Here is a 19,653-nt window from a genome sequence, read left to right as displayed (position 1 = left end):
AACGGTCACCGACCACTGAACCACTGTTAGCTAGGGCTTCTCTGGACCCCGCCGCCGCAGATAGCGCTCGAATTCCCGGGCGATAGACTCTCCGGAAGCCTCCGGCAGATCGGCGGCGTCCTTCGCTTCCTCGAGCTGCCGGACGTAGGCGGCCACCTCTGGGTCATCGGTGGCCAGCTCATCGACTCCGCGCTCCCAGGCTTCGGCTTCCTCCGTGAGTTCGGTGGTGTCCAGTGGTGCGGCTAGCATCTCCTCGAGCTGATGCAGCAGGGCGAGCTGGGCCTTCGGCGAAGGCGACTGCGCCACGTAATGCGGTACCGCGGCCCACAACGAGAGCGTCGGTATGCCCTCCTGCATAGCGGCATCTCCGAGCACCCCGACGATGCCCACCGGCCCCTCGTACTGCGGCGTCTCGATGCTCATCCGTTCGCGGAGGGTGCGGTCTTGGCTCGTGGAGGTCACCGGGATCGGCCGGGTATGCGGCACATCCGCGAGCAGCGCACCCACCAGGATCAAGCAGTCGATGGAAAGATCCGCGGCGTGCTCCAGGAGTTCTGCGGTATAGGCCTGCCAGCGGTAAGAAGGCTCGATACCGTGCACGAAGACCACCTCAGCGTGCTCGAGCGAGACCCTGGCGATTCTTGTGCTCGGCCAGACGATCTTCCGCTCTCCTGAAGCGTCCCGGCGGATCACCGGGCGACTAAACTGGAAATCGTAGTACTCATCCGGATCGAATTCGGACGTCTGCTCTGCCCCCCAGGCCCGGTTCAGGAAGTTCAGCGCTTCAGAAGCCGCCTCACCGGCATCGTTCCAACCTTCGAACGCTGCCACCATGATGGTAGGCCGGCGCCTGCCCCCGACGAGGGGCAGGAACTGCCCTTCCGGGGCGTCATCGTCGAACCGGGGTTCCGGCTCTGTGCTACCTGCGCTCATTCCTCCACCCTACGACGCGATTTCGGCAGAGCAAGCACTCTCGCCAGGTAGTTGCCCGGGTGCATGCGCGTTGCGGCCTGGTTTCCTGCTGGCTCCGGGCAGCTCCGGCTGCGTCAAGGCCAGTGCTGGATTCGCGGAGAGCTTAGCGCACTGCACTGTCTCAGTGGCTCCGCTTCGCCCGGCTAAACTATTGGAATGCATGATGCCTCAATACCATCCGACCTGCTTTCGCAGCAGGATTCGGTGAGCCCGGCCGGGTCGGTCCCGGATTCCGCTGCCCCGGCGCTGCGTGCAGTGCTCTGGGATATGGATGGCACTCTGGTCGATACCGAACCATACTGGATCGCCGCGGAAACCGAGCTCGTCCACGCGCATGGCGGGCAGTGGAGCCATGAGCAGGCTATGGGCTTGGTAGGCCAGTCGCTATGGCGCAGCTCCGGCATCCTGCAGGAGGCCGGAGTTCAGCTCAGCCGTCGGGAGATCATCGATGCCATGACGGCTCAGGTGATCGCGCGCATTCAAGAACAGATGCCATGGCGCCCCGGTGCCCGCGAACTGCTCGAACAGTTGCGGGCGGAGGGCATTCGCTGCGCTCTGGTCACGATGAGCGAAGGCCCCTTGGCCTCGGAGATCGTTGCAGCCTTACCGGCGGAGACCTTCGAGTTCATGGTGACCGGTGATCAGGTGACCCAGGGCAAGCCGCACCCGGAGCCGTATCTACGTGCCCTGGAACTGCTGCGCCAGGATGACCCTCAGCTGCAGCCGGAGCAGTGCATCGCTCTGGAGGATTCGGTGCCGGGTGTGACTTCGGCGCTGGCCGCCGGTCTGCCGACCATCGGCATCCCGCATACCGTCCCGCTGCCGGAAGACACCCGCCGAGTGACCTGGGAGAGCCTCAGCGGCCGGACACCCGAGGATTTGGCCGAGGCGCTGGCCGCTGTGCAGCACCCCGTGCCCGCACTGGCTGCCGCCGGCGCCGCCACCGCCGGTGCGGATCAGGACGGCGCAGCATGAACGGCGAACAGGGCAACCAGCCGGGGCATCAAGAAGCAAGCAGAACCCGACGCGAAGGAATCCCGCTAGGGAGGATCGCCGGCGTTCCGGTGATCCTCGCGTACTCCTGGTTCCTGATCGCGGCTTTCACGGTGATCGTCTTCGGCCCGTTCATCCAGATGAACTTCCCCCGGCTCGGCGCCGGAGCCTACCTCATCGCTTTCCTCTATGCGCTGCTGCTGCTGTTCTCGGTGCTCATCCATGAACTGGCGCATGCTCTAGCGGCTCGCGGGTTCGGCTGGCCGACGCAGAAAATCGTGCTCAACCTCTGGGGCGGTCACACACAGTTTGAGAATTTCACCGCGACGCCCTGGCGCTCGCTCGTCGTGGCGTTCTCCGGCCCCGCAGCGAACTTCGTCCTCGCCGGCCTGGGCTGGCTGCTCGTTATGGTATTGCCACAAGGCAGCTCGGCCAATCTGGAGCTGCTCTCGGCGCTCGCGAACATCTTCGTCTGGGCGAATCTGCTGATCGGTGTCTTCAACGTGCTGCCCGGTCTGCCCCTGGACGGCGGTCGGCTCGTGGAGTCGATCTTCTGGCAGATCACCGGTAGCCAGGAGAAAGGCACCGTGGCGGCCGGCTGGGCCGGCAGAGTCGTCGTGGTGCTCTTGGTCGTCGGTGTCTTGGGTGTACCGCTTCTGCGCGGCGGCACGCTGAACATCCAGACCGCCTTATTCATGCTCCTGGTCGCGGGCTTCCTCTGGCTGGGTGCGAGCCAGGCGATCAGTGCCGCCCGCATGCGCTTGCGGCTTCCGGCGATCAGTGCGGGGGCGCTGAGCACCCCAGCGGTGGGCCAGAGCGATGAATCATCGGTGGCCCAGGTGCTGGGACTGCTGTCCAATCATCCGGGGGTGAGCGTAGTGCTTTGCGGTCGGGACGGCCAACCGGGATACGTGGTTGATCCACTGGCTCTGGCCTCGGTGCCGCTGACCGCTGCGGCATCGACTCTGGCCACCGCCGTGGCCAATCCGCTCGCGCCGGGAGGGTATGTTCCGGAGAGCGCCTCCGGGCAGGAGCTCATCCAGTATCTGGCACAGCTATCCGGTAACGAGTACGCCGTGATCGACAGCCGGGGGCTCGTCACCGGCCTGCTGCGACAACAGGTCGTGGTAGCAGCGGTGACCGGCAAGCCGGTGCCGGAATGATGTCGGTCCGAGATGATGCACCTCAGCCGGAGATTTCCAGGAGTTCCAGCAGACGATGACTAAGCGCGAAGCCCAGCCGAATCCCGAGCAGTCCCCGCATGGCGCCCAGTTGCGTCGCGGCCCTTTCCGGGTCGGGGAGCGCGTCCAGCTGACTGATGACCGGGGCCGGATGAACACCATAACCCTCGCTGAAGGAGGAGCGTTCCACACGCATAAGGGCTTCCTCGACCACAGTGAGCTGATCGGCCAGCCCGAGGGAAGCATCGTCGAGAACACCAAGGGCCAGCGCTATCAGGCGCTGCGACCGCTGCTGAGTGATTTCGTGCTCTCGATGCCCCGGGGGGCGGCAGTGGTGTACCCCAAAGACGCGGGCCAGATCGTCACGATGGCCGATATCTTCCCTGGTGCCCGGGTGGTCGAAGCCGGCGTGGGGTCCGGAGCGCTCTCGCTGTCCCTCCTGCGCGCCGTGGGCGATCAGGGATATCTGCACTCCTTCGAGCGGCGCGAGGAATTCGCCCAGATCGCGCAGAGCAATGTCGAGACTCTTTTCGGCGGCCCGCACCCCGCCTGGAAGATCTCCTTGGGAGACTTCCAGGCGGAGGTCGTCGCCGCTGAAGCGCCGGGCAGCATCGACCGTGTGGTGCTCGATATGCTCGCCCCCTGGGAGTGTGTCGATGCGGTGGCCACGGTCCTGGCACCCGGAGGCGTCTGGATCAACTACGTGGCCACGGTCACCCAGCTCTCCCGCACCGCTGAAGCGATTCGCGCCGACGGCAGATTCACCGAGCCGGAGGCCTGGGAGTCCATGGTCCGCGGTTGGCACCTCGAAGGACTGGCGGTAAGGCCCAACCACCGGATGGTGGCGCATACCGGTTTCCTCCTGGTGACGCGCAGGCTCGCTGCGGGAGTGTCCGCGCTGGCTGCCAAACGCCGGGGTGCCAAACCTGAGTTCACCCCGGCTGATCTGGAGGCCTGGACTCCACAAGGTGCCTCGCAAAGCACCTCGCAAGAGGATACGGACGAAGCCGAAAATCCTTGGAGCCCGGAAGCAGTCGGTGAAAGAGTAGCCTCGGATAAGAAGCTGCGCCGGACAGTCCGGGATGCCGCGGCGGCCGGGCAGGCGGCAGCGGGTCACGACTCTGCGGCGAGAACCGAAGAGCCCCAGGGCCAGGAGCAGTAACCTCGCGGGATGAAGCGGAGAGGATCGGAGCAGGATGAGCCAGGGTAGGGCAGGAAACCACGAAGTCCAGAAGCACTCCGATGTCGAGCGTCAGGTCAACGTCCTGCGGGACAAACTGCGCAGGCTGGATCATCAGCTGGCGTCGGCGACCCAGAACAACAGCAAGCTGACCATCATGCTGCAGACCGCCCGTTCCGAGATCGTTAAACTCAGGACCGCATTGGAGAAGGAAGCCCAGCTGCCCTCCAGTTTCGCCACCGTCATTCAGGTCAACCATCCGCTGGCCGCCGGCCCGGGGGGCGGCGCAGATTCGGAGCTGGCCAAGGAGAGCGCCGATGTCCTGGTCCAAGGCAGGAAACTGCGCGTCGCGGTGAGCCCGCTGATCGATCTCGCCTCTCTGCGGCCCGGGCAAGAAGTCCTGCTCAATGAAGCGCAGATGGTCATCGCAGCGCTCGGTTTCGAACGCGCCGGGGAGATCGTCACGGTCAAAGAGCTGCTGGGCGAGGACCGAGCCCTGGTCATCGGCAGGTCCGATGAAGAACGAGTCGTACGCTTGTCCGGTGATCTGATCGGCCAGGGCCTGCGAGTCGGCGATGCGGTTTCCCTGGAGACCAGGAGCGGATACGCCCTGGAGAAAGTTCCGCATTCCGAGGTGGAGAACCTCGTGCTCGAAGAAGTACCGGAGATCTCGTATCACGACATCGGTGGGCTCGGCCCGCAAATCGAGCAGATCAAAGACGCTGTGGAACTTCCCTTCCTGCACCCGGAACTGTACCGCGAGCACGGACTGAAAGCGCCTAAAGGCATCCTGCTCTACGGGCCGCCCGGCTGCGGTAAGACGCTGATCGCCAAAGCCGTGGCGAACTCCTTGGCCGCTCAGGCCGCCGAGCGCAGCGGGGCAGCCCCGCAGAACTCCTACTTCCTGAACATCAAGGGGCCGGAACTACTGGATAAGTACGTCGGCGAAACCGAGCGGCAGATCCGAATGATCTTCGCCCGAGCCCGGGAGAAGGCTGCCGATGGCAGTGCCGTGGTGGTGTTCTTCGATGAGATGGACTCGCTGTTCCGCACCCGTGGCACCGGGATCTCCTCCGATGTGGAGACCACCATCGTCCCGCAGCTGCTGAGCGAGATCGACGGGGTGGAACGGCTGGATAATGTCATCGTCATCGGCGCCTCCAACCGCGAGGATATGATCGATCCGGCGATCCTGCGGCCCGGCCGCCTGGATGTGAAGATCAAGATCCGCCGCCCAGACGCCGAGGCAGCAGCGGAGATCTTCGCCAAATACCTCACCACTGCTGTGCCGATCCATCGGGCTGAGCTGGAAGCGCATGGCGGCGATATCCGGGCAGCGGTGGCCGCGATGATCCAGAACACGGTGGCCGCGATGTATGCCACGAGCGAAGCCAACCAATACCTCGAAGTGACCTATGCGCACGGTGCGTCCGAAATCCTCTACTTCAAGGATTTCAGCTCGGGCGCGGTGATACAGAACGTCGTAGACCGAGCTAAGAAGTACGCGATCAAAGACCTGCTGACCTATCAGGAGAAGGGGCTGCGCACCGAGCATCTGCGGCGGGCCGTCGCCGATGAATTCCAGGAACAAGAAGATCTCCCCAATACCGCTAACCCGGATGATTGGGCCAGAATCTCCGGCAGGAAAGGGGAGCGGATCATCTCTATCCGCATTCTCAGCCAGGACCAGCGCCTCTCATCATGAGCCATGTACCGCCGTTCCCCGGAGCCAGTGAATCAGCGCAGCGGATTTCCCCCGGTGTTTTCCCAGATGCGCTGGGCGTGCATCGAGTCATGGGCGCGGAAACCGAGTACGGTATCCACGCTCCTGCCGCTCCGGGAAGCGATCCTGTCTGGCTCTCCAGCGAACTCGTGCACGCCTATGCCCAAGGCCCGGCGGCCCTGCCTGACGACAGTTCCCGGGCGAGCTGGGATTACAGCGAGGAATCCCCGCTCGTCGATGCCCGAGGCTGGTCGATGCCGCGTGAGCAGGCGCATCCTTCCCAGCTCACTAACGAACCGGCGTTCTTCGCCAGCCATGATGTCATCAGTGAGGGGGACCCCGCGCAAGAGCGGTCTCTGATCATGAATATGGTGCTCAGCAACGGCGCCAGGTTCTACGTCGACCACGCGCATCCGGAATACTCCTCACCGGAAGTCACCAATCCTTTGGACGCGGTGATCTGGGATTTCGCCGGGGACCAGGTGCTGCGGGACGCCCTGGCCGGTATTGAGCAACGCCGAACCGGAACTCAGGAGAATCCGGATGATCCGGATGGTCAGGAGCTGCCAGAGCTCAAGCTCTACAAGAACAACACCGACGGCAAAGGCGCTTCGTACGGCAGTCATGAGAATTACCTGATGCCCCGGAGCGTCCCGTTCCGTCAGATCGTCTCGGGGCTGACCCCCTTCTTCGTCACTCGGCAGCTGATCTGCGGCTCCGGCAGAGTCGGAATGGGTCAGCACGGTGAAACGGCCGGGTATCAGATCAGCCAGCGCGCTGATTTTTTCGAAGCGGAAGTTGGTCTGGAGACGACGATCCGGCGGCCTATTATCAACACCCGGGATGAACCGCATGCGGTGGCTGATCACTACCGACGGCTGCACGTCATCGTCGGGGACGCCAACCTCTTCCAGGTATCGCACTTCCTCAAATTCGGTACGACCTCGCTCGTTTTGGGTCTGATCGAACGGGGGCTGACGCCTGAGCTTGAGGTCTGGGAACCGGTGACAGCGCTGCACCAGGTCAGTCATGACCTCAGCCTGGCGCAGCGGTACCGGTTGATCGACGGGCGGCGGGTGACCGCCTTGGATGTGCAGGAGATGTACCTGGAAGCCGCTCAGCGTGCGGCAGGTGCACAGCCCGATGCGCAGACCGGGCAGGTCCTGAGGCTGTGGTCCGAAGTGCTGGACGGATTGCGCCGAGGGTCGGAAGCGGTGCGAACCCGCGTGGAATGGGCTGCGAAACTGCACCTGCTGGAGCAGTACCGGCAGCGAGACGGCTTGGACTGGGATGATGCACGCCTGGCGCTCATCGACGTGCAGTGGTCGGATCTGGAGCCGAGCCGGGGACTGGCCTACCGCTTGCAAGCCCGTGGTCAAGCGGAAGCCCTAGTGAGCGATGAGCAGATCCGGGCCGCGGCCCGCCGTGCGCCGGAGGACACGAGAGCTTATTTCCGAGGCGAATGCATCCGGCGCTATGGCCGGGACATCGCTGGAGCTTCCTGGGACTCGGTGATTTTTCGCTTGTCCGGCAAACATCGGCTGCATAAAGTCCACACCAGAGAGCCCCTGGACGGAACGAGACAGCACGTGGGTGCTCTTTTCGAAGCTTATCCGGCGGCCGAAGATTTTCTTCGTGATCTGCTGGCCGGGGAGCGCTGATCTGGGAAGTCGCGGCTGCGGACAAGTATTCGCAGACGTGGCAGGATGAAGGGTGAAGCCAGGGCCGGCGCGCAGAGGATCAGAAGATCGTAGCCGGCCGTGCATGTGGCTCTACGGCTATACGAGGAGGCGCCGAGATGGCAGGCCAGGATCAGCAAGGATTCCGCCGGCACGAGGACCGGCACGAGGAAGAGTCCGAACAAGAGATCACCGGCTCCCCGGCACCGGAAGCGGCTACCGGTCAAGCACAGTCGCATGAGCACACGGCGGGTCTCGACGATCTGCTCGACGAGATCGACGGCGTACTGGAAAGCAATGCGGAGGAATTCGTGCGGGGCTTCGTGCAGAAGGGTGGTCAGTGATCAGGCTGCCACTGCGCTCCGACGGTCAGAAGCGTCACCGTGCAGCGTAGGATTCTTGGGGTCGAAACCGAGTTCGGCATAGCCTTCGCCGGAAAGGATTCCCGTACTCTCTCACCCGAAGAAGTGGCCCGCTACCTCTTCCGGAAAGTGGTGAGTCAGGGGCGCAGCTCGAATGTCTTCCTGCGCAATGGTTCGCGGCTTTATCTCGATGTCGGCTCGCATCCGGAGTACGCAACCGCTGAATGCGACGATCTGCAGCAACTCATCGCCCATGACAAAGCTGGGGAGCTGATTCTCAACGGACTGCTCGAAGAGGCCGAGCGGCGGCTTCATCTGGACGGTTTCAAAGGTAAGATCTACCTTTTCAAGAACAACGTCGACTCTGCGGGGAACTCCTACGGCAGCCACGAGAACTACCTGATCCAGCGAAAAGGGGAGTTCAACCAGCTGGCGGAGACCCTGATCCCTTTCCTGGTCACTCGGCAGCTGATCGCCGGTGCGGGGCGTTTGCAGCTGCAGGCAGGGCAGCCGCACTACGCTTTCTCGCAACGCGCCGAGCACATCTGGGAAGGGGTCTCCTCCGCGACGACCAGCTCCCGGCCCATCATCAATACCCGGGATGAGCCGCACGCCGATGCAGAACTCTACCGGAGGCTGCACGTGATCGTCGGCGATTCTACAATGTCCGAGACCACGACGTTGCTCAAGGTCGGCAGCGTCGATCTGCTGCTGCGCATGATCGAAGACGGGGAGTCGATTACGGGCCTGCGCATGGAGAACCCCATCCGCAGCATCCGGGAGATCTCCCGTGATATCAGCGGTAGAACCGCCGTGAGATTGGCCGATGGAAGCGTGATGAGCGCCGTGCAGATTCAGCGCATCTACTACGAGAAGGCGCTCGATTATGTAGCGCGAGCCGGGCAGCACCACCGGCATCTGTCGCAGATCATGGAGCTCTGGGGGCGGACTCTCGAGGCCATCGAAACCGGTGATCACGGGCTGATAGACACCGAGATCGACTGGGCGATCAAGAAGCGTCTGCTCGACAGCTATCGCCGGAAGCACGACCTACCGGAGAATTCGCCGAGATTGGCCCAGCTGGATCTGACGTATCACGATATTTCACCAGACCGCGGGCTCTTCTACCTCCTGCAGGCAAAGGGCGCGGCCCGCAGAGTAATCACCGATGAAGATGCGCTCCAGGCCGTGCAGCATCCGCCCGCGAACACCCGGGCTGCCCTGCGCAGCAGGTTCATCGAGGCTGCCCAGGCCGCGGGCCAGGACTACACGGTGGATTGGGTCCACCTGAAGCTCAACGGCCGGGCGCATCAGACGGTGCTGTGCAAAGATCCCTTCCGGAACGAAGACGAACGCGTAGACGCGCTCATCGCCTCTCTGCCGCTGGTGTGAATTACCGCGCCCAGGGGTTTCTTATCAAGGGAGGGTACACTGGGGAGAAGTCAACGCCGTCAGTCCGGATCCCGCCGAAGCACAGGCTTCCTAGGCAGGTGTCCGGGCACTGTGAGGAAGAGAGCGCGTGTGCGTCTGCGTTATTCCAAAGTTTTTGTAGCTGCCCTTGTCCCGCTGAGCTTGATGCTCGCTGCCTGCAGTGGCCCCGCATCGGATTCGAGTACCTCGCCGAACCCTTCGGTGAGTATGAACCCGGAATCAGCCCAGATCTTCAACGATGTGCAGGTGACCCCCGGCGAGAACGGGCAAGTCCCTGAGGTGAAGTTCCCGACTCCTCTGAACATCACGGATCCCGCGGTCAAGCTGTTGCGGCAAGGCGAGGGTGATGAAGTGCAATCGGGCCAGCAGGTGAGCTTGCGGGGCGTGACCTTCAACGCAGCCGATGGAACACAGCTGGGCGAGACCTTCTCCGCCAGCGCCGGGCAGACTCAAACCGTTGACGATTCGCTCAAATCCCAGTCCGCAGAGGTCTACGAGGCTTTCTCCTCCGCGAAAGTAGGGGCTTATATCGGCATCGCCAACCCTTCCAGCCCGTCCATGCAGCAAGGGGCCAGCCCGGATCCGGCGACTCTTTCCATCTACTTCGTGGAGTCCGTGAGCAACTTGCCTTCAGTGGCCCCGTCAGATGAAGTGGCCTCGCTCGACTCCGAGGGGAAGCTGCCCACGGTGAACTTCGACGACAACAACGTGCCCAGCGTCAACATCCCCTCCGGGCCCGCACCGGAGAATCTCGTGGTCAAGGTTCTCAAAGAGGGCGATGGCGATGCACTCGCGGCAACCGATACTATCAACGCGAATTACGCTGGTTGGCGCTGGGAGGATAGCTCGAAGTTCGACTCCAGCTATGATCGCGGTGAGCCCGCGAGCTTCGGCCTGAGCCAGGTGATTCCCGGCTGGACTCAGGGCTTGACGGGCCAGAAAGTCGGTTCCACCGTACTGCTGGTGATTCCCTCCGCCCTGGGCTACGGGGATAACCCCGGCACTGGCCGCCCGGCCGGCCCCCTGGTCTTCGTCGTGGAGATCGTCGGCAAGAGCTAGGCTGTACCAGCCGATAGAGAGATTCTGACCACCTAGATTCCGCGAGGAGATATTGGATTATGTCTTTTGGAGAGCGCAATTACGATCGGCAGAAGCCGGAGATCGACTTCCCGGAGCACGATGTTCCTGAGGATCTCGTGATCGAGGACCTAATCGTCGGTGACGGTCGCGAGGTCAAAGCCGGGGACGGCATCTCGGCGCATTACGTCGGCGTGGCATTTAGCACGGGAGAAGAGTTCGACGCTTCCTGGAATCGTGGCCAGCCGCTGGACTTCACCGCAGGCGTTGGCCAGGTCATCGAAGGTTGGGATCGCGGCCTGATCGGCATGAAAGCCGGCGGCCGGCGACGCTTGGAAATTCCTTCGCACCTGGCCTACGGTGAGCGCGGAGCAGGAGCGGGGATCGGTTCGAACGAAGCACTGATCTTCGTCGTCGACCTGGTCAGCGTGCGCTGATTCTTCGGTTCTCTTTTGTTCTCTTCGCATCAACGATGCAAGCGCGTCGGCGCGGGGCAGTGCGATGCGAGTATTAGGCTTGAAGCGTGTCCGCATCCCGTACCGAACGACTGCTCAACCTGCTGATCGCCTTACTGGAGACCCGTTATGGGCGCAGCAAGGAATTTTTGCGTGAGAACATCCAGGCCTACCGGGAATCGCCCTCGGAAGAAGCCTTCGAGAGGATGTTCGAAAGAGACAAGGTCGACCTCCGCGCCATGGGCATTCCCCTGGAGACGCAGCGGCAGCCGGGTGCTTTCGAAGAAGACCCGGGGAACGTCAGCTACCGGATTCCGAAAGAGAAGTACCGGCTCCCCGAGATCCAGCTGACCGCAGCGGAAGCGGCAGCGCTTTCACTTGCGGGCAGGCTCTGGAGCCAGGCGGCGTTAGGCGCGGCGGCGAGTCGTGCCGTGCGCAAGATCGGTACGCGGGTGGTCGGTGATCCGGCCCTGCTGGACGGCACGGAGGCTGCAGAGCCTCTGCTGGAGCCGCGGATCAGCCTCAGGGAACCGGGTTTCGAGGATCTACTCGAAGCCGCTTCCACCCGCCGCACTGTGCGCTTCGACTACCGCGGCCGGGAAGACGAGAAACCTCGTCAGCGGACGGTCCAGCCTTGGGGGCTCGGCCTGAAGTATGGTCACTGGTACCTCGTGGGCTGGGATCTGGAGCGCCAGGGGCAGCGCATCTTCAGGCTCTCCCGGCTGTGCTCCGGGGTCAGCCTCAGTGCCGAAAGCTTTGACCGCCCGGAGGACTTCTCGATCACCGAGGCGCTCCGCAGCCTGGAGGCCCCCGATACTCAGCGCGCTGAAATCCTGGTGCGGGCCGGCCGAGGCCAGAGCTTGAGGGACCGGATTGTCCCGGAAGACGTTATACCCGGAGACGAAGACACTGCCGGAAGCAGGCCCGCAGTGGGCTGGGACCGGATCACCGTGGCCTATGGATCCTGGGACGACTTTGCAGGAGAGGTCGCCAGCTATGGGCCGGATGCGCGTCTGCTCGCCCCTGAAGATCTACGGGCTGAGGTCATCAAGCGCTTCGAAGGGGTGCTCAGTTCCCATCGAGAGCAATTACCGCAGCTGCCGGATCGGCCGGCTCCGGCTCATCAGCCCCGTGCCAAAACAACCGCTCAGGATCGGCTGCGCCGGCTCGTGGATCTGGTTCCTTTTCTCAATCACCATCAGGGCATGCATGTCGATGACGTCGCCGCCGAGTTCGGGATCAGCCGCCGGGATCTAGAAGCGGATTTGAGCCTGCTCATGGTCAGCGGCCTGCCTGGCGGCCTGCACGGCGATCTGATGGATGTCACCTGGGATGACGGTTACATTCATATCGCGGATGCGGAGGAACTGTCCGAAGCGATCCGGCTCAGCGTCGAAGAAGCCTCGGCCCTGCTGGTCGGTCTGGAGGCACTCAGCGCTTTGCCCGGTCTGAGCTCCGACTCCGCAGTGCGCACCGTGATGTCGAAGATCAGCGCCGCGGCGGGGGAGGCTGCTGGCGAAGAATCCAGCCCTGAGCTGGGCACGGGCCTCGGCGGGATCGTCGACATCAGGCTCAGCAGCCCTGAGCAGGACCGGACACTTGAGCTGTTGCAGAGCGCGATCCGCTCTCGGCAGCAGCTCAAGCTGGAATATCTGGTGCCCCACCGTGATGAGCTGACGGAGCGCATTGTGGATCCGATTCGGGTCTTCTCCCAGGACGAGGCCTGGTACCTGCTGGCCTGGTGTCATAGCGCTGAGGCGCAGCGGACCTTCCGCGTGGACCGGATCCGCTCAGCCGAGCCGGAGGCCTCGAGACCAGCCGAGGTGAGCCGGGAACAAGAGGCAGTCAGGGAAGTGGCTCAAGCGCAGAATTTTCCGCTCCACCTCTTCACCCCGGGAGCCGAAGACATCGAGGCCACACTGCTCGTCGACGCTTCGGCGCTCTGGGTGGCTGATTACTATCAAGCGTCGGCGGTCTTGAACCTTCCGGAGACCGGTTCGTGGGCGCAAAACCGCTGGGTGAAGCTGCTCTGGATCGATATCGGCAGTCCCGAGTGGTTGCCCCGGCTGGTGGCCCGTGCCGGCGGTGCTATCCGCCTGGTCGCGCCGCAGGATTGTTTGGATGATGCGCTGACCTGGTCCCGAGAGGCCTTAGCGGGATATGCGGGATATTCGGAAGCCGCATCGTCACAAGGAGCGGCGAGACCGGCATAAGCAAACCGGCCTCGCCTTGTTGCTCCACGGAGCTCAACTGCTGTGCCTCTCCTGCCGGTCTGTTGGGTGGCTCGCGGTGTTGTTCCGCTGCCCGCGGTGCACCAGGAAGAAATAAGCGGCTGCCAGGATCGCGTACCAGGCCGGTGCATAATACAGAGCCACCCGGGTGCTTTCCTCCAAGCCGAGGACCACGATGGTGAAGACGAAGAAAGCCAGCACCATCCAGGCGGTGAATCGCCCGCCGGGCACCTTGAACTTCGATGCCGCATGCAGTTCCGGCCGCTTGACCCGGTAGCACAGATAGGCGATGACGATAAAAGCCCAGACGGTGATGAACAGGATGGCCGAGATCGAGGTGACGAAGGTGAACGCCTCGCCCACGGAACCGCTCGTGTACAGCAGCACGACCCCCGGAATCAGGCAGATGACGGACAGTAGAAGCGCCCGGGCCGGAACCCGGTTTCCGGAGAGCCGGTTGAACATAGCCGGTGCCTTGCGCTCCATCGACATGCTGTACATGATCCGGGAGGTGGAGAAGATCCCGGAGTTTGCGCTGGAGGCCGCCGAGGTGATCACGACGAAATTGACCAGCGCTGCCGCGGCACCGAATCCGGCGAGGGCGAACATCTCCACGAAGGGACTGATATTCGGATCGGCTCGGCGCCACGGGGTCACCGCCATGATGACGACGAGTGAAGCGACGTAGAAGAGCAGCACCCGGATCGGGATCCAGTTGATCGCTCGCGGCAGAGTCTTCTCCGGATCCTTCGTTTCCGCGGCAGCGGTGCCGGCGAGCTCGATGCCCTGGAAGGCGAAGATGGCGATCTGGAAGCCGCCCAGGAAGCCCATCAGCCCCTGCGGGAACATTCCGCCGTCGTTCCAGAGATTTGCCAGGCTCGCGGTATCTCCCGTAGGGGAGCGGAAAGCGGTGATGATCATGATGGTGCCGACCAGCACCAGGGCGACGATCGCGACGACCTTGATGAGCGCGAACCAGAACTCCAGCTCCCCGAAGAGCCGTACTGCCACCAAGTTGAGCACCAGGAAGAGGAGGATCGACAAGATCGCCGGGATGGCACGCGCGATGGTCGGCTCAGCGAGTTCGGGGAACCAGAACTGCGCGTAACTCGTGATGGCTACCAGATCCGCTATGCCGATGATGATCCAACAGATCCAGTAGGTCCAACCGACCATGAAACCGGCCCAGGGGCCGATCAGATCGCCGGCAAAATCGGCGAAGGTCCGGTATCCGAGATTGGACAGCAGTACCTCGCCCATCGCCCGCATGACGAAGAAGAGCATGAAGCCAATGATCATGTACACGAAGATCACGCTGGGTCCGGCGACGCTGATGATCCTGCCGGAGCCGAGGAAAAGCCCGGTGCCGATGGCTCCGCCGATGGCGATGAGCTGGATATGACGGTTGCTCAGGCCGCGGGTGAGGTTCTGGCCAGATTCTGGAGCATCATTGGATGGCGCGGGGCTGGTCTCCGTCGCTGTGGGCTTAGTCGTCATAGATCCTCATTTGTTCTCTGATGAAATTGTTCTTGGTTGAAAAGTGTATCTAGGGCAAATGCAAGGTAAGCCGGACTGGACCGGAGCAGACCGATCAGGACAGCGTTTACACTTGATGATATGCCCTGGTGGTCGTGGATCGTGATCTGGATCGCACTCATTGCGCTCTCCTTGTTATACCTCGTGCTGCTGGGAATCAAGCTGTGGCGGCATCTGACACGCCTGGGCAAAGACATCAGCGAGGTTTCCGCAAAGCTCAGCACGGAATCTCAAAGCGCTTTCAGCGCCGCTGATCCGGGGCTGTACCGGCAGGAGCTGCAGGCTGGTTCCAGGGCACCGGATGATCCGGAACTGCTCGCCTTCCCCTCGCCGGCCGAGGCTGCTGAGAACTACCAGCAGGGTAAAGCTGAACGCCGTGCCGCCCGGATCCGCCGGCGGGTTATCCGCCGCAGGCGTCGCGGTCAGCCGCAGTCGCTCTGGGACTTGCGGAACGAAGGAGTGGACTTGACTCGTTAGACAGGCCCCTTTTCACGCATTGATCTGCGGACGCTGACCGCAAGCGCTAGGACTGTGCGGCTGCGAGGCGGTAGACTTAAAGCTAACGAAAGGAACGTTCCGTGGGTTTTTTGCGAGAGCCGTGGGTTATCGGCTTCATTGTTCTAGTCATTTTGCTGCTCTTCTTCGCCCCTAAGCTGCCTGCTATGGCACGGAGCCTGGGCCAGTCTTTCCGAATCATCAAGTCTGAAGTTCGAGAGTCCCGGAACGATGGCAGCGACGAAGCCGTTAACGACCAGTCTCAGAGCGCTAAGCAGGATAAGCCGGTGGAAGGGACCGTGATGCCATCCCAGAACCGGGCCGAGCAGGGCAACAACACGGGCAGCACTCCGCCGGGCACTCCCTCGGCCTGAGGCAGTGGCCGCTTTAACGGGACGCAAATCCAACCCTGAGGGGCGGATGTCCCTCAAAGAACACTTCATCGAGCTGCGCAACCGGCTGATCAAAGCCGGTATTGCCTTGGTTATCGGTGCGGTCATTGGGTGGATCCTTTACACCCCGCTGTTCACTCTCATCGCAGAGCCGATTCACCGGGTAAACGAGGAGCGCGGCGTCCAGGCCTCGATCAACTTCTCCGGGGTCGCGACGTCCTTCGACCTCCAGGTGCAGAGCGCTATCTTCCTAGGTGCGATTGTTTCCTCCCCGGTGTGGATCTATCAGATCTGGGCATTCATCATGCCCGGCCTGACCTCCAAGGAGAAGCGTTACACTTTCGGCTTCATGCTAGCGGCGGTGCCGCTGTTCTTCGCCGGCCTGTATTCGGGCTGGTTCGTCATGCCCAATATCGTCTACGCACTGACCTCGTTCACACCGCAGGATGTAGGTGCCTCTAACGTTATTCAGGCGACCGATTACTTCAGCTTCGTGATGCAGCTGATGCTGTTCATGGGATTCTCCTTCCTGATCCCCGTGGTCTTGGTAGGCGTGAATATGGCCGGAGTGCTGCGCGGTAAGACGATGTTCAAAGGCTGGCGGGTCACTGTCTTGCTCGTGACCGTCGTCGCGGCGATGGCGGCTCCAGGAAATGACGCCTTCACGATGTTCCTGCTGGGCGGCCCGCTGCTCGTCCTGTACTTCGCGGCGATGGGGCTCTGCGTGCTCCTGGACCGCCGTCGGGACCGGCGTGCTGCTAAACGCGTGGAAGAAAATGAGAGCACGGCGGATATCGCCACTTCTAGCGACGACTTGAAAAACCTTGGCGCGTCCGGTCAGCCCTGAGTAGCTTCTTAAGTAGCCTTGAGCTGAAAACACCCTGAAGTATTCGGTGGTGGGACGCTCAAGCGCATAGGCTGAGGGCATGTCGTCGCGATTAGCAGGAGACCAGCCGACGGAAGAAGTAGCCCTTAGTCCTGCCGAGCGATACCGCTCAGCGCAGGAGCGGCAGCGCAGAGCGCAGAGCGCTTTTGGGGAATTTGAACAGCTCACTGAGTTCCAACTGGATCCCTTCCAGGTCGAGGCGTGCGAAGCCCTGGAAAGCGGTGCCGGAGTACTGGTGGCCGCACCGACGGGAGCCGGAAAGACGATCGTGGGGGAGTTCGCGGTCTTCTTAGCCCTGAAGCGAGGCTGCAAGGCGTTCTACACCACTCCGATCAAAGCACTGTCCAACCAGAAATATGCTGAGCTGGCTGCGCGCTACGGCGCCGAGCGAGTGGGCTTGCTGACCGGGGATACCTCGGTGAACCCGGAAGCTCAGATTGTGGTGATGACCACAGAAGTACTGCGCAATATGCTCTATGCCGACTCCGCCAGTCTCAAGGATCTCGGTTATGTGGTGATGGACGAAGTGCATTACCTCGCGGACCGGTTCCGTGGCGCGGTTTGGGAAGAAGTGATCATCCATCTACCGCTCCGCGTGCAGCTGGTCTCCCTGTCCGCCACCGTTTCCAACGCCGAAGAGTTCGGTGCCTGGCTGGATACTGTACGGGGGCAGACCACGGTGGTGGTCTCGGAGCACCGACCAGTGCCGCTGTGGCAGCACGTGATGGTGGGCAAAGACCTCGTGGACCTTTTCGCGGGGGATGAGGCAGCCCCTTCCTCGGCGCGGCAAGTGCGCGGCGAATCTAGGCGAAAAGAAGGCCGAGACCAGGTGCCGGCGGTGAATAAAGAACTCATCCAGCTGAGCCGGAACGAATCCCGGCAGCGGATGCGCGGCAGGCCGCCGCGCAATGGCCGGGGCCGAGCAGAGCGCTATCAGCGCCGAGGCGGCCGGTCGGTTTCCCGCGATATCCCGACGAGCACGGAGCAGGGGCTGGTGCCGCGCCGGGTCAGTCGTGCCCAGGTCATCGAAAGCCTGGCGCAAGCGGATCTGCTGCCGGTGATCACCTTCATCTTCTCCCGTGCAGGCTGCGATGCCGCAGTCCAGCAGTGCGTCGATGCCGGGTTGGTGCTCACGAACCCGGAGGAGCGGCGCGACATCGAGCGACGCGTCGAATCGCTCCGGGAGGAGTTGCCGGGTGAAGACCTGGACGTCCTGGGTTTTTGGTCCTGGCGTGAAGGGCTGCTCCGAGGCATCGCCGCGCATCATGCCGGAATGTTGCCGACCTTCAAAGAGGCCGTCGAAGAGCTCTTCGCGGATGGTCTCATCAAAGCTGTTTTCGCTACCGAAACCTTGGCTCTGGGCGTCAATATGCCGGCCAGATCAGTGATACTGGAGAAGCTGGAGAAATTCAACGGCGAATCGCACGTCAATATCAGTGCGGGAGAGTACACCCAGCTGACAGGGCGGGCCGGGCGTCGCGGTATCGATATCGAGGGCCATGCGGTGGTGCTCTGGCAGCCGGATATCGACCCGGCCGCAGTGGCGGGCCTAGCCTCCCGGCGAACCTACCCGCTGAACTCCAGCTTCCGGCCCACCTACAACATGAGCATGAATCTCATCGCTCAGTTCGGCCGCAGCCGGGCCCGTAAGATTCTGGAATCTTCCTTCGCCCAGTTCCAGGCGGATCGCTCGGTGGTCGGGCTGGCGCGTCAGGTGCGCAGCCGGGAAGAGGCCATGGCCGGGTACGAAGAAGCGATGACCTGCCATCTGGGCGACTTCGCGGAATATGCTGCGCTGCGCAGGCAGCTGAGCGATCTGGAGTCCGCAGCATCCAAGCAGGCCGGCCGCAATCGTCGCGAAGCCATCAATGAATCCCTGGCTGCACTGCGCGTGGGGGATGTCATCGACGTTCCTGCGAAACCCTCGTACCACGGCGTGGTGGTTGTCGCTGATCCGCAAGCCCGCGATCCGAGGCCCACCCTGCTCACGGAGAACCGGGAGCTGCACCGCCTGGGGCGGCAGGAGATCCAGGTGCCGGTCGAGCCCCTGCAGAGACTCAGGGTGCCCAAGAGCTTCAGCCCGAGGCAGCCGGCCGGCCGTCGTGAGCTTGCCGCACAGCTCCGGGCCGCCGTCCGGCAGGCCGGTGGCGGAGCTGCTCGCAGCGATCATGACCGGGGCGCCAACCGCCGGCTGGGCGTGCCCAGGGACAGCGGCGTGGAGCAGGAAATAGCAGCCTTGCGGCGCAGGTTGCGAGCCCACCCTTGTCACGGCTGCAACGAACGGGAAGTCCATGCCCGCTGGTCCGAGCGCTGGGGCCGGTTGAACCGCGAGACGGAAAGCCTGAAACGGCAGATCCAGAACCGCACCGGGACCATTGCCAAGACCTTCGACCGGGTCTGCGACTTGCTCGCCGCTCGGAACTTCATCGAAAAAGGCGAAAACGGGGAGCTGCATCCCACTGCGGATGGCCAGCGCCTGCGCCGGATCTACGGCGAGAAAGATCTGCTCATCGCACTGGTGCTGCGCGAAGGGGCGTTTGACGATCTGAATCCGGAAGAACTCGCGGCATTCGCCTCTGCCCTGGTCTATCAGGCCAAACGCGAGGAACGCGGCATCCGGCCGGTTCTGCCCACGCAGGCTCTGGAAGCAGCCGCACAGACCTTGGTGCGCCAGTGGTCCGTGCTGGAGGACGATGAAGAACAAGCGCGATTGCCGCTGACCGTCGAACCCGATTTCGGCATGGTCAAGCCCGTGTACGCATGGGCGCGCGGCCAGCGTCTGGAGAAGGTCCTCCAGGGCACGGACTTCGCCGCCGGGGATTTCGTCCGCTGGGCCAAACAGGTCATCGACTTACTGGACCAGCTGGCGCAGGCGGCCGGGGCGGATCCTGCTGAAAGCGATCTTCCGGATCAGCAGAGTCTGCGCAAACGCTGCCGTGCGGCAATCGACCTGATCCGCCGCGGCGTGGTCGCCTACTCCGCTGTGTAGCCGTCACTGGATCAATGCAAACCGAGTCACCGGGACCGCCCTGCCTATGCGCCGGGTCCTTGAGGAAGAGT

16 protein-coding genes are annotated in these 19,653 nt (G+C 62.9%); 14 read left to right on the top strand and 2 right to left on the bottom strand.

Annotated elements, in window-relative coordinates:
- Positions 1 to 30: 30 nt before the first annotated feature.
- Positions 31 to 933 carry a PAC2 family protein gene (locus C501_RS0111300; protein WP_018135744.1) on the bottom strand — a complete coding sequence of 301 codons (903 nt, stop codon included), beginning with the start codon at positions 931 to 933 and terminating at the stop codon, positions 31 to 33.
- A gap of 195 nt (positions 934 to 1,128) precedes the next feature.
- Here C501_RS0111300 and C501_RS0111295 point away from each other — a divergent pair, with 195 nt between their 5' ends.
- From C501_RS0111295 to C501_RS0111250, 10 genes are all read left to right on the top strand, one after another.
- Positions 1,129 to 1,947 carry an HAD family hydrolase gene (locus C501_RS0111295; protein WP_156807752.1) on the top strand — a complete coding sequence of 273 codons (819 nt, stop codon included), beginning with the start codon at positions 1,129 to 1,131 and terminating at the stop codon, positions 1,945 to 1,947.
- Positions 1,944 to 3,128: a site-2 protease family protein gene (locus tag C501_RS0111290; RefSeq protein WP_018135742.1), complete on the top strand. Its 1,185-nt coding sequence runs from the start codon at positions 1,944 to 1,946 to the stop codon at positions 3,126 to 3,128. The genes C501_RS0111295 and C501_RS0111290 overlap by 4 nt, the downstream gene beginning before the upstream one ends.
- A 55-nt stretch (positions 3,129 to 3,183) precedes the next feature.
- Positions 3,184 to 4,308 carry a tRNA (adenine-N1)-methyltransferase gene (locus C501_RS0111285; protein WP_018135741.1) on the top strand — a complete coding sequence of 375 codons (1,125 nt, stop codon included), beginning with the start codon at positions 3,184 to 3,186 and terminating at the stop codon, positions 4,306 to 4,308.
- A gap of 34 nt (positions 4,309 to 4,342) precedes the next feature.
- Positions 4,343 to 6,031, top strand: coding sequence for a proteasome ATPase (arc, locus tag C501_RS0111280; RefSeq protein ID WP_018135740.1), 1,689 nt, complete (start codon positions 4,343 to 4,345; stop codon positions 6,029 to 6,031).
- A complete protein-coding gene (dop, locus tag C501_RS0111275; RefSeq protein WP_018135739.1) occupies positions 6,028 to 7,710 on the top strand; it encodes a depupylase/deamidase Dop in 1,683 nt (560 codons plus the stop codon). Before arc ends, dop begins: the two co-directional genes overlap by 4 nt.
- Positions 7,711 to 7,847: 137 nt before the next feature.
- A complete protein-coding gene (locus C501_RS0111270) occupies positions 7,848 to 8,072 on the top strand; it encodes a ubiquitin-like protein Pup (protein WP_018135738.1) in 225 nt (74 codons plus the stop codon).
- Positions 8,073 to 8,111: 39 nt separating this feature from the next.
- Entirely contained in the window at positions 8,112 to 9,482 is a 1,371-nt protein-coding gene (gene pafA / locus C501_RS0111265) for a Pup--protein ligase (protein WP_018135737.1), read from the top strand.
- Positions 9,483 to 9,728: 246 nt separating this feature from the next.
- Positions 9,729 to 10,580, top strand: coding sequence for an FKBP-type peptidyl-prolyl cis-trans isomerase (locus C501_RS13345; protein ID WP_018135736.1), 852 nt, complete (start codon positions 9,729 to 9,731; stop codon positions 10,578 to 10,580).
- 59 nt (positions 10,581 to 10,639) lie between these two features.
- Positions 10,640 to 11,035: an FKBP-type peptidyl-prolyl cis-trans isomerase gene (locus C501_RS0111255; protein ID WP_018135735.1), complete on the top strand. Its 396-nt coding sequence runs from the start codon at positions 10,640 to 10,642 to the stop codon at positions 11,033 to 11,035.
- Between the two features lie 86 nt (positions 11,036 to 11,121).
- Positions 11,122 to 13,266, top strand: a complete 2,145-nt coding sequence (locus tag C501_RS0111250) for a helix-turn-helix transcriptional regulator (protein ID WP_018135734.1) — start codon at positions 11,122 to 11,124, stop codon at positions 13,264 to 13,266.
- A 33-nt stretch (positions 13,267 to 13,299) separates the two neighbouring features.
- Here C501_RS0111250 and C501_RS13340 read toward each other — a convergent pair whose 3' ends face one another.
- Positions 13,300 to 14,781, bottom strand: a complete 1,482-nt coding sequence (locus tag C501_RS13340; RefSeq protein ID WP_018135733.1) for an amino acid permease — start codon at positions 14,779 to 14,781, stop codon at positions 13,300 to 13,302.
- A 120-nt stretch (positions 14,782 to 14,901) separates the two neighbouring features.
- On the opposite strand from C501_RS13340, the gene C501_RS0111240 reads away from it, so the two are divergent.
- The 4 genes from C501_RS0111240 (at position 14,902) to C501_RS0111225 (ending at position 19,582) form a co-directional block, all read left to right on the top strand.
- On the top strand, positions 14,902 to 15,297 hold the full coding sequence (locus C501_RS0111240; RefSeq protein WP_018135732.1) for a hypothetical protein: 396 nt from the start codon (positions 14,902 to 14,904) through the stop codon (positions 15,295 to 15,297).
- A gap of 101 nt (positions 15,298 to 15,398) precedes the next feature.
- Complete coding sequence (locus tag C501_RS0111235; protein WP_018135731.1) at positions 15,399 to 15,689, top strand: twin-arginine translocase TatA/TatE family subunit; 291 nt, start codon at positions 15,399 to 15,401, stop codon at positions 15,687 to 15,689.
- Positions 15,690 to 15,735: 46 nt separating this feature from the next.
- Positions 15,736 to 16,554: a twin-arginine translocase subunit TatC gene (gene tatC, locus C501_RS0111230; RefSeq protein ID WP_018135730.1), complete on the top strand. Its 819-nt coding sequence runs from the start codon at positions 15,736 to 15,738 to the stop codon at positions 16,552 to 16,554.
- Positions 16,555 to 16,633: 79 nt separating this feature from the next.
- On the top strand, positions 16,634 to 19,582 hold the full coding sequence (locus tag C501_RS0111225; protein WP_018135729.1) for a DEAD/DEAH box helicase: 2,949 nt from the start codon (positions 16,634 to 16,636) through the stop codon (positions 19,580 to 19,582).
- Positions 19,583 to 19,653 lie beyond the last annotated feature (71 nt).

The sequence above is a fragment of the Acaricomes phytoseiuli DSM 14247 genome, from assembly GCF_000376245.1.
Taxonomy (GTDB): domain Bacteria; phylum Actinomycetota; class Actinomycetes; order Actinomycetales; family Micrococcaceae; genus Renibacterium; species Renibacterium phytoseiuli.
Note: the sequence above shows the minus strand (reverse complement) of the source record. Positions and strands in the feature narration are given on the sequence as shown.

Coding starts and splice junctions, on each gene's coding strand:
- tatC (WP_018135730.1), top strand. CDS start 15,736: ATGTCCCTCAAAGAACACTTCATCGAGCTGCGCAACCGGCTGATCAAA.
- C501_RS13345 (WP_018135736.1), top strand. CDS start 9,729: ATGAACCCGGAATCAGCCCAGATCTTCAACGATGTGCAGGTGACCCCC.
- C501_RS0111300 (WP_018135744.1), bottom strand. CDS start 933: ATGAGCGCAGGTAGCACAGAGCCGGAACCCCGGTTCGACGATGACGCC.
- C501_RS0111285 (WP_018135741.1), top strand. CDS start 3,184: ATGACTAAGCGCGAAGCCCAGCCGAATCCCGAGCAGTCCCCGCATGGC.
- C501_RS0111240 (WP_018135732.1), top strand. CDS start 14,902: ATGCCCTGGTGGTCGTGGATCGTGATCTGGATCGCACTCATTGCGCTC.
- C501_RS0111255 (WP_018135735.1), top strand. CDS start 10,640: ATGTCTTTTGGAGAGCGCAATTACGATCGGCAGAAGCCGGAGATCGAC.
- C501_RS0111295 (WP_156807752.1), top strand. CDS start 1,129: ATGCATGATGCCTCAATACCATCCGACCTGCTTTCGCAGCAGGATTCG.
- C501_RS0111270 (WP_018135738.1), top strand. CDS start 7,848: ATGGCAGGCCAGGATCAGCAAGGATTCCGCCGGCACGAGGACCGGCAC.
- arc (WP_018135740.1), top strand. CDS start 4,343: ATGAGCCAGGGTAGGGCAGGAAACCACGAAGTCCAGAAGCACTCCGAT.
- C501_RS0111225 (WP_018135729.1), top strand. CDS start 16,634: ATGTCGTCGCGATTAGCAGGAGACCAGCCGACGGAAGAAGTAGCCCTT.
- C501_RS13340 (WP_018135733.1), bottom strand. CDS start 14,781: ATGACGACTAAGCCCACAGCGACGGAGACCAGCCCCGCGCCATCCAAT.
- C501_RS0111290 (WP_018135742.1), top strand. CDS start 1,944: ATGAACGGCGAACAGGGCAACCAGCCGGGGCATCAAGAAGCAAGCAGA.
- dop (WP_018135739.1), top strand. CDS start 6,028: ATGAGCCATGTACCGCCGTTCCCCGGAGCCAGTGAATCAGCGCAGCGG.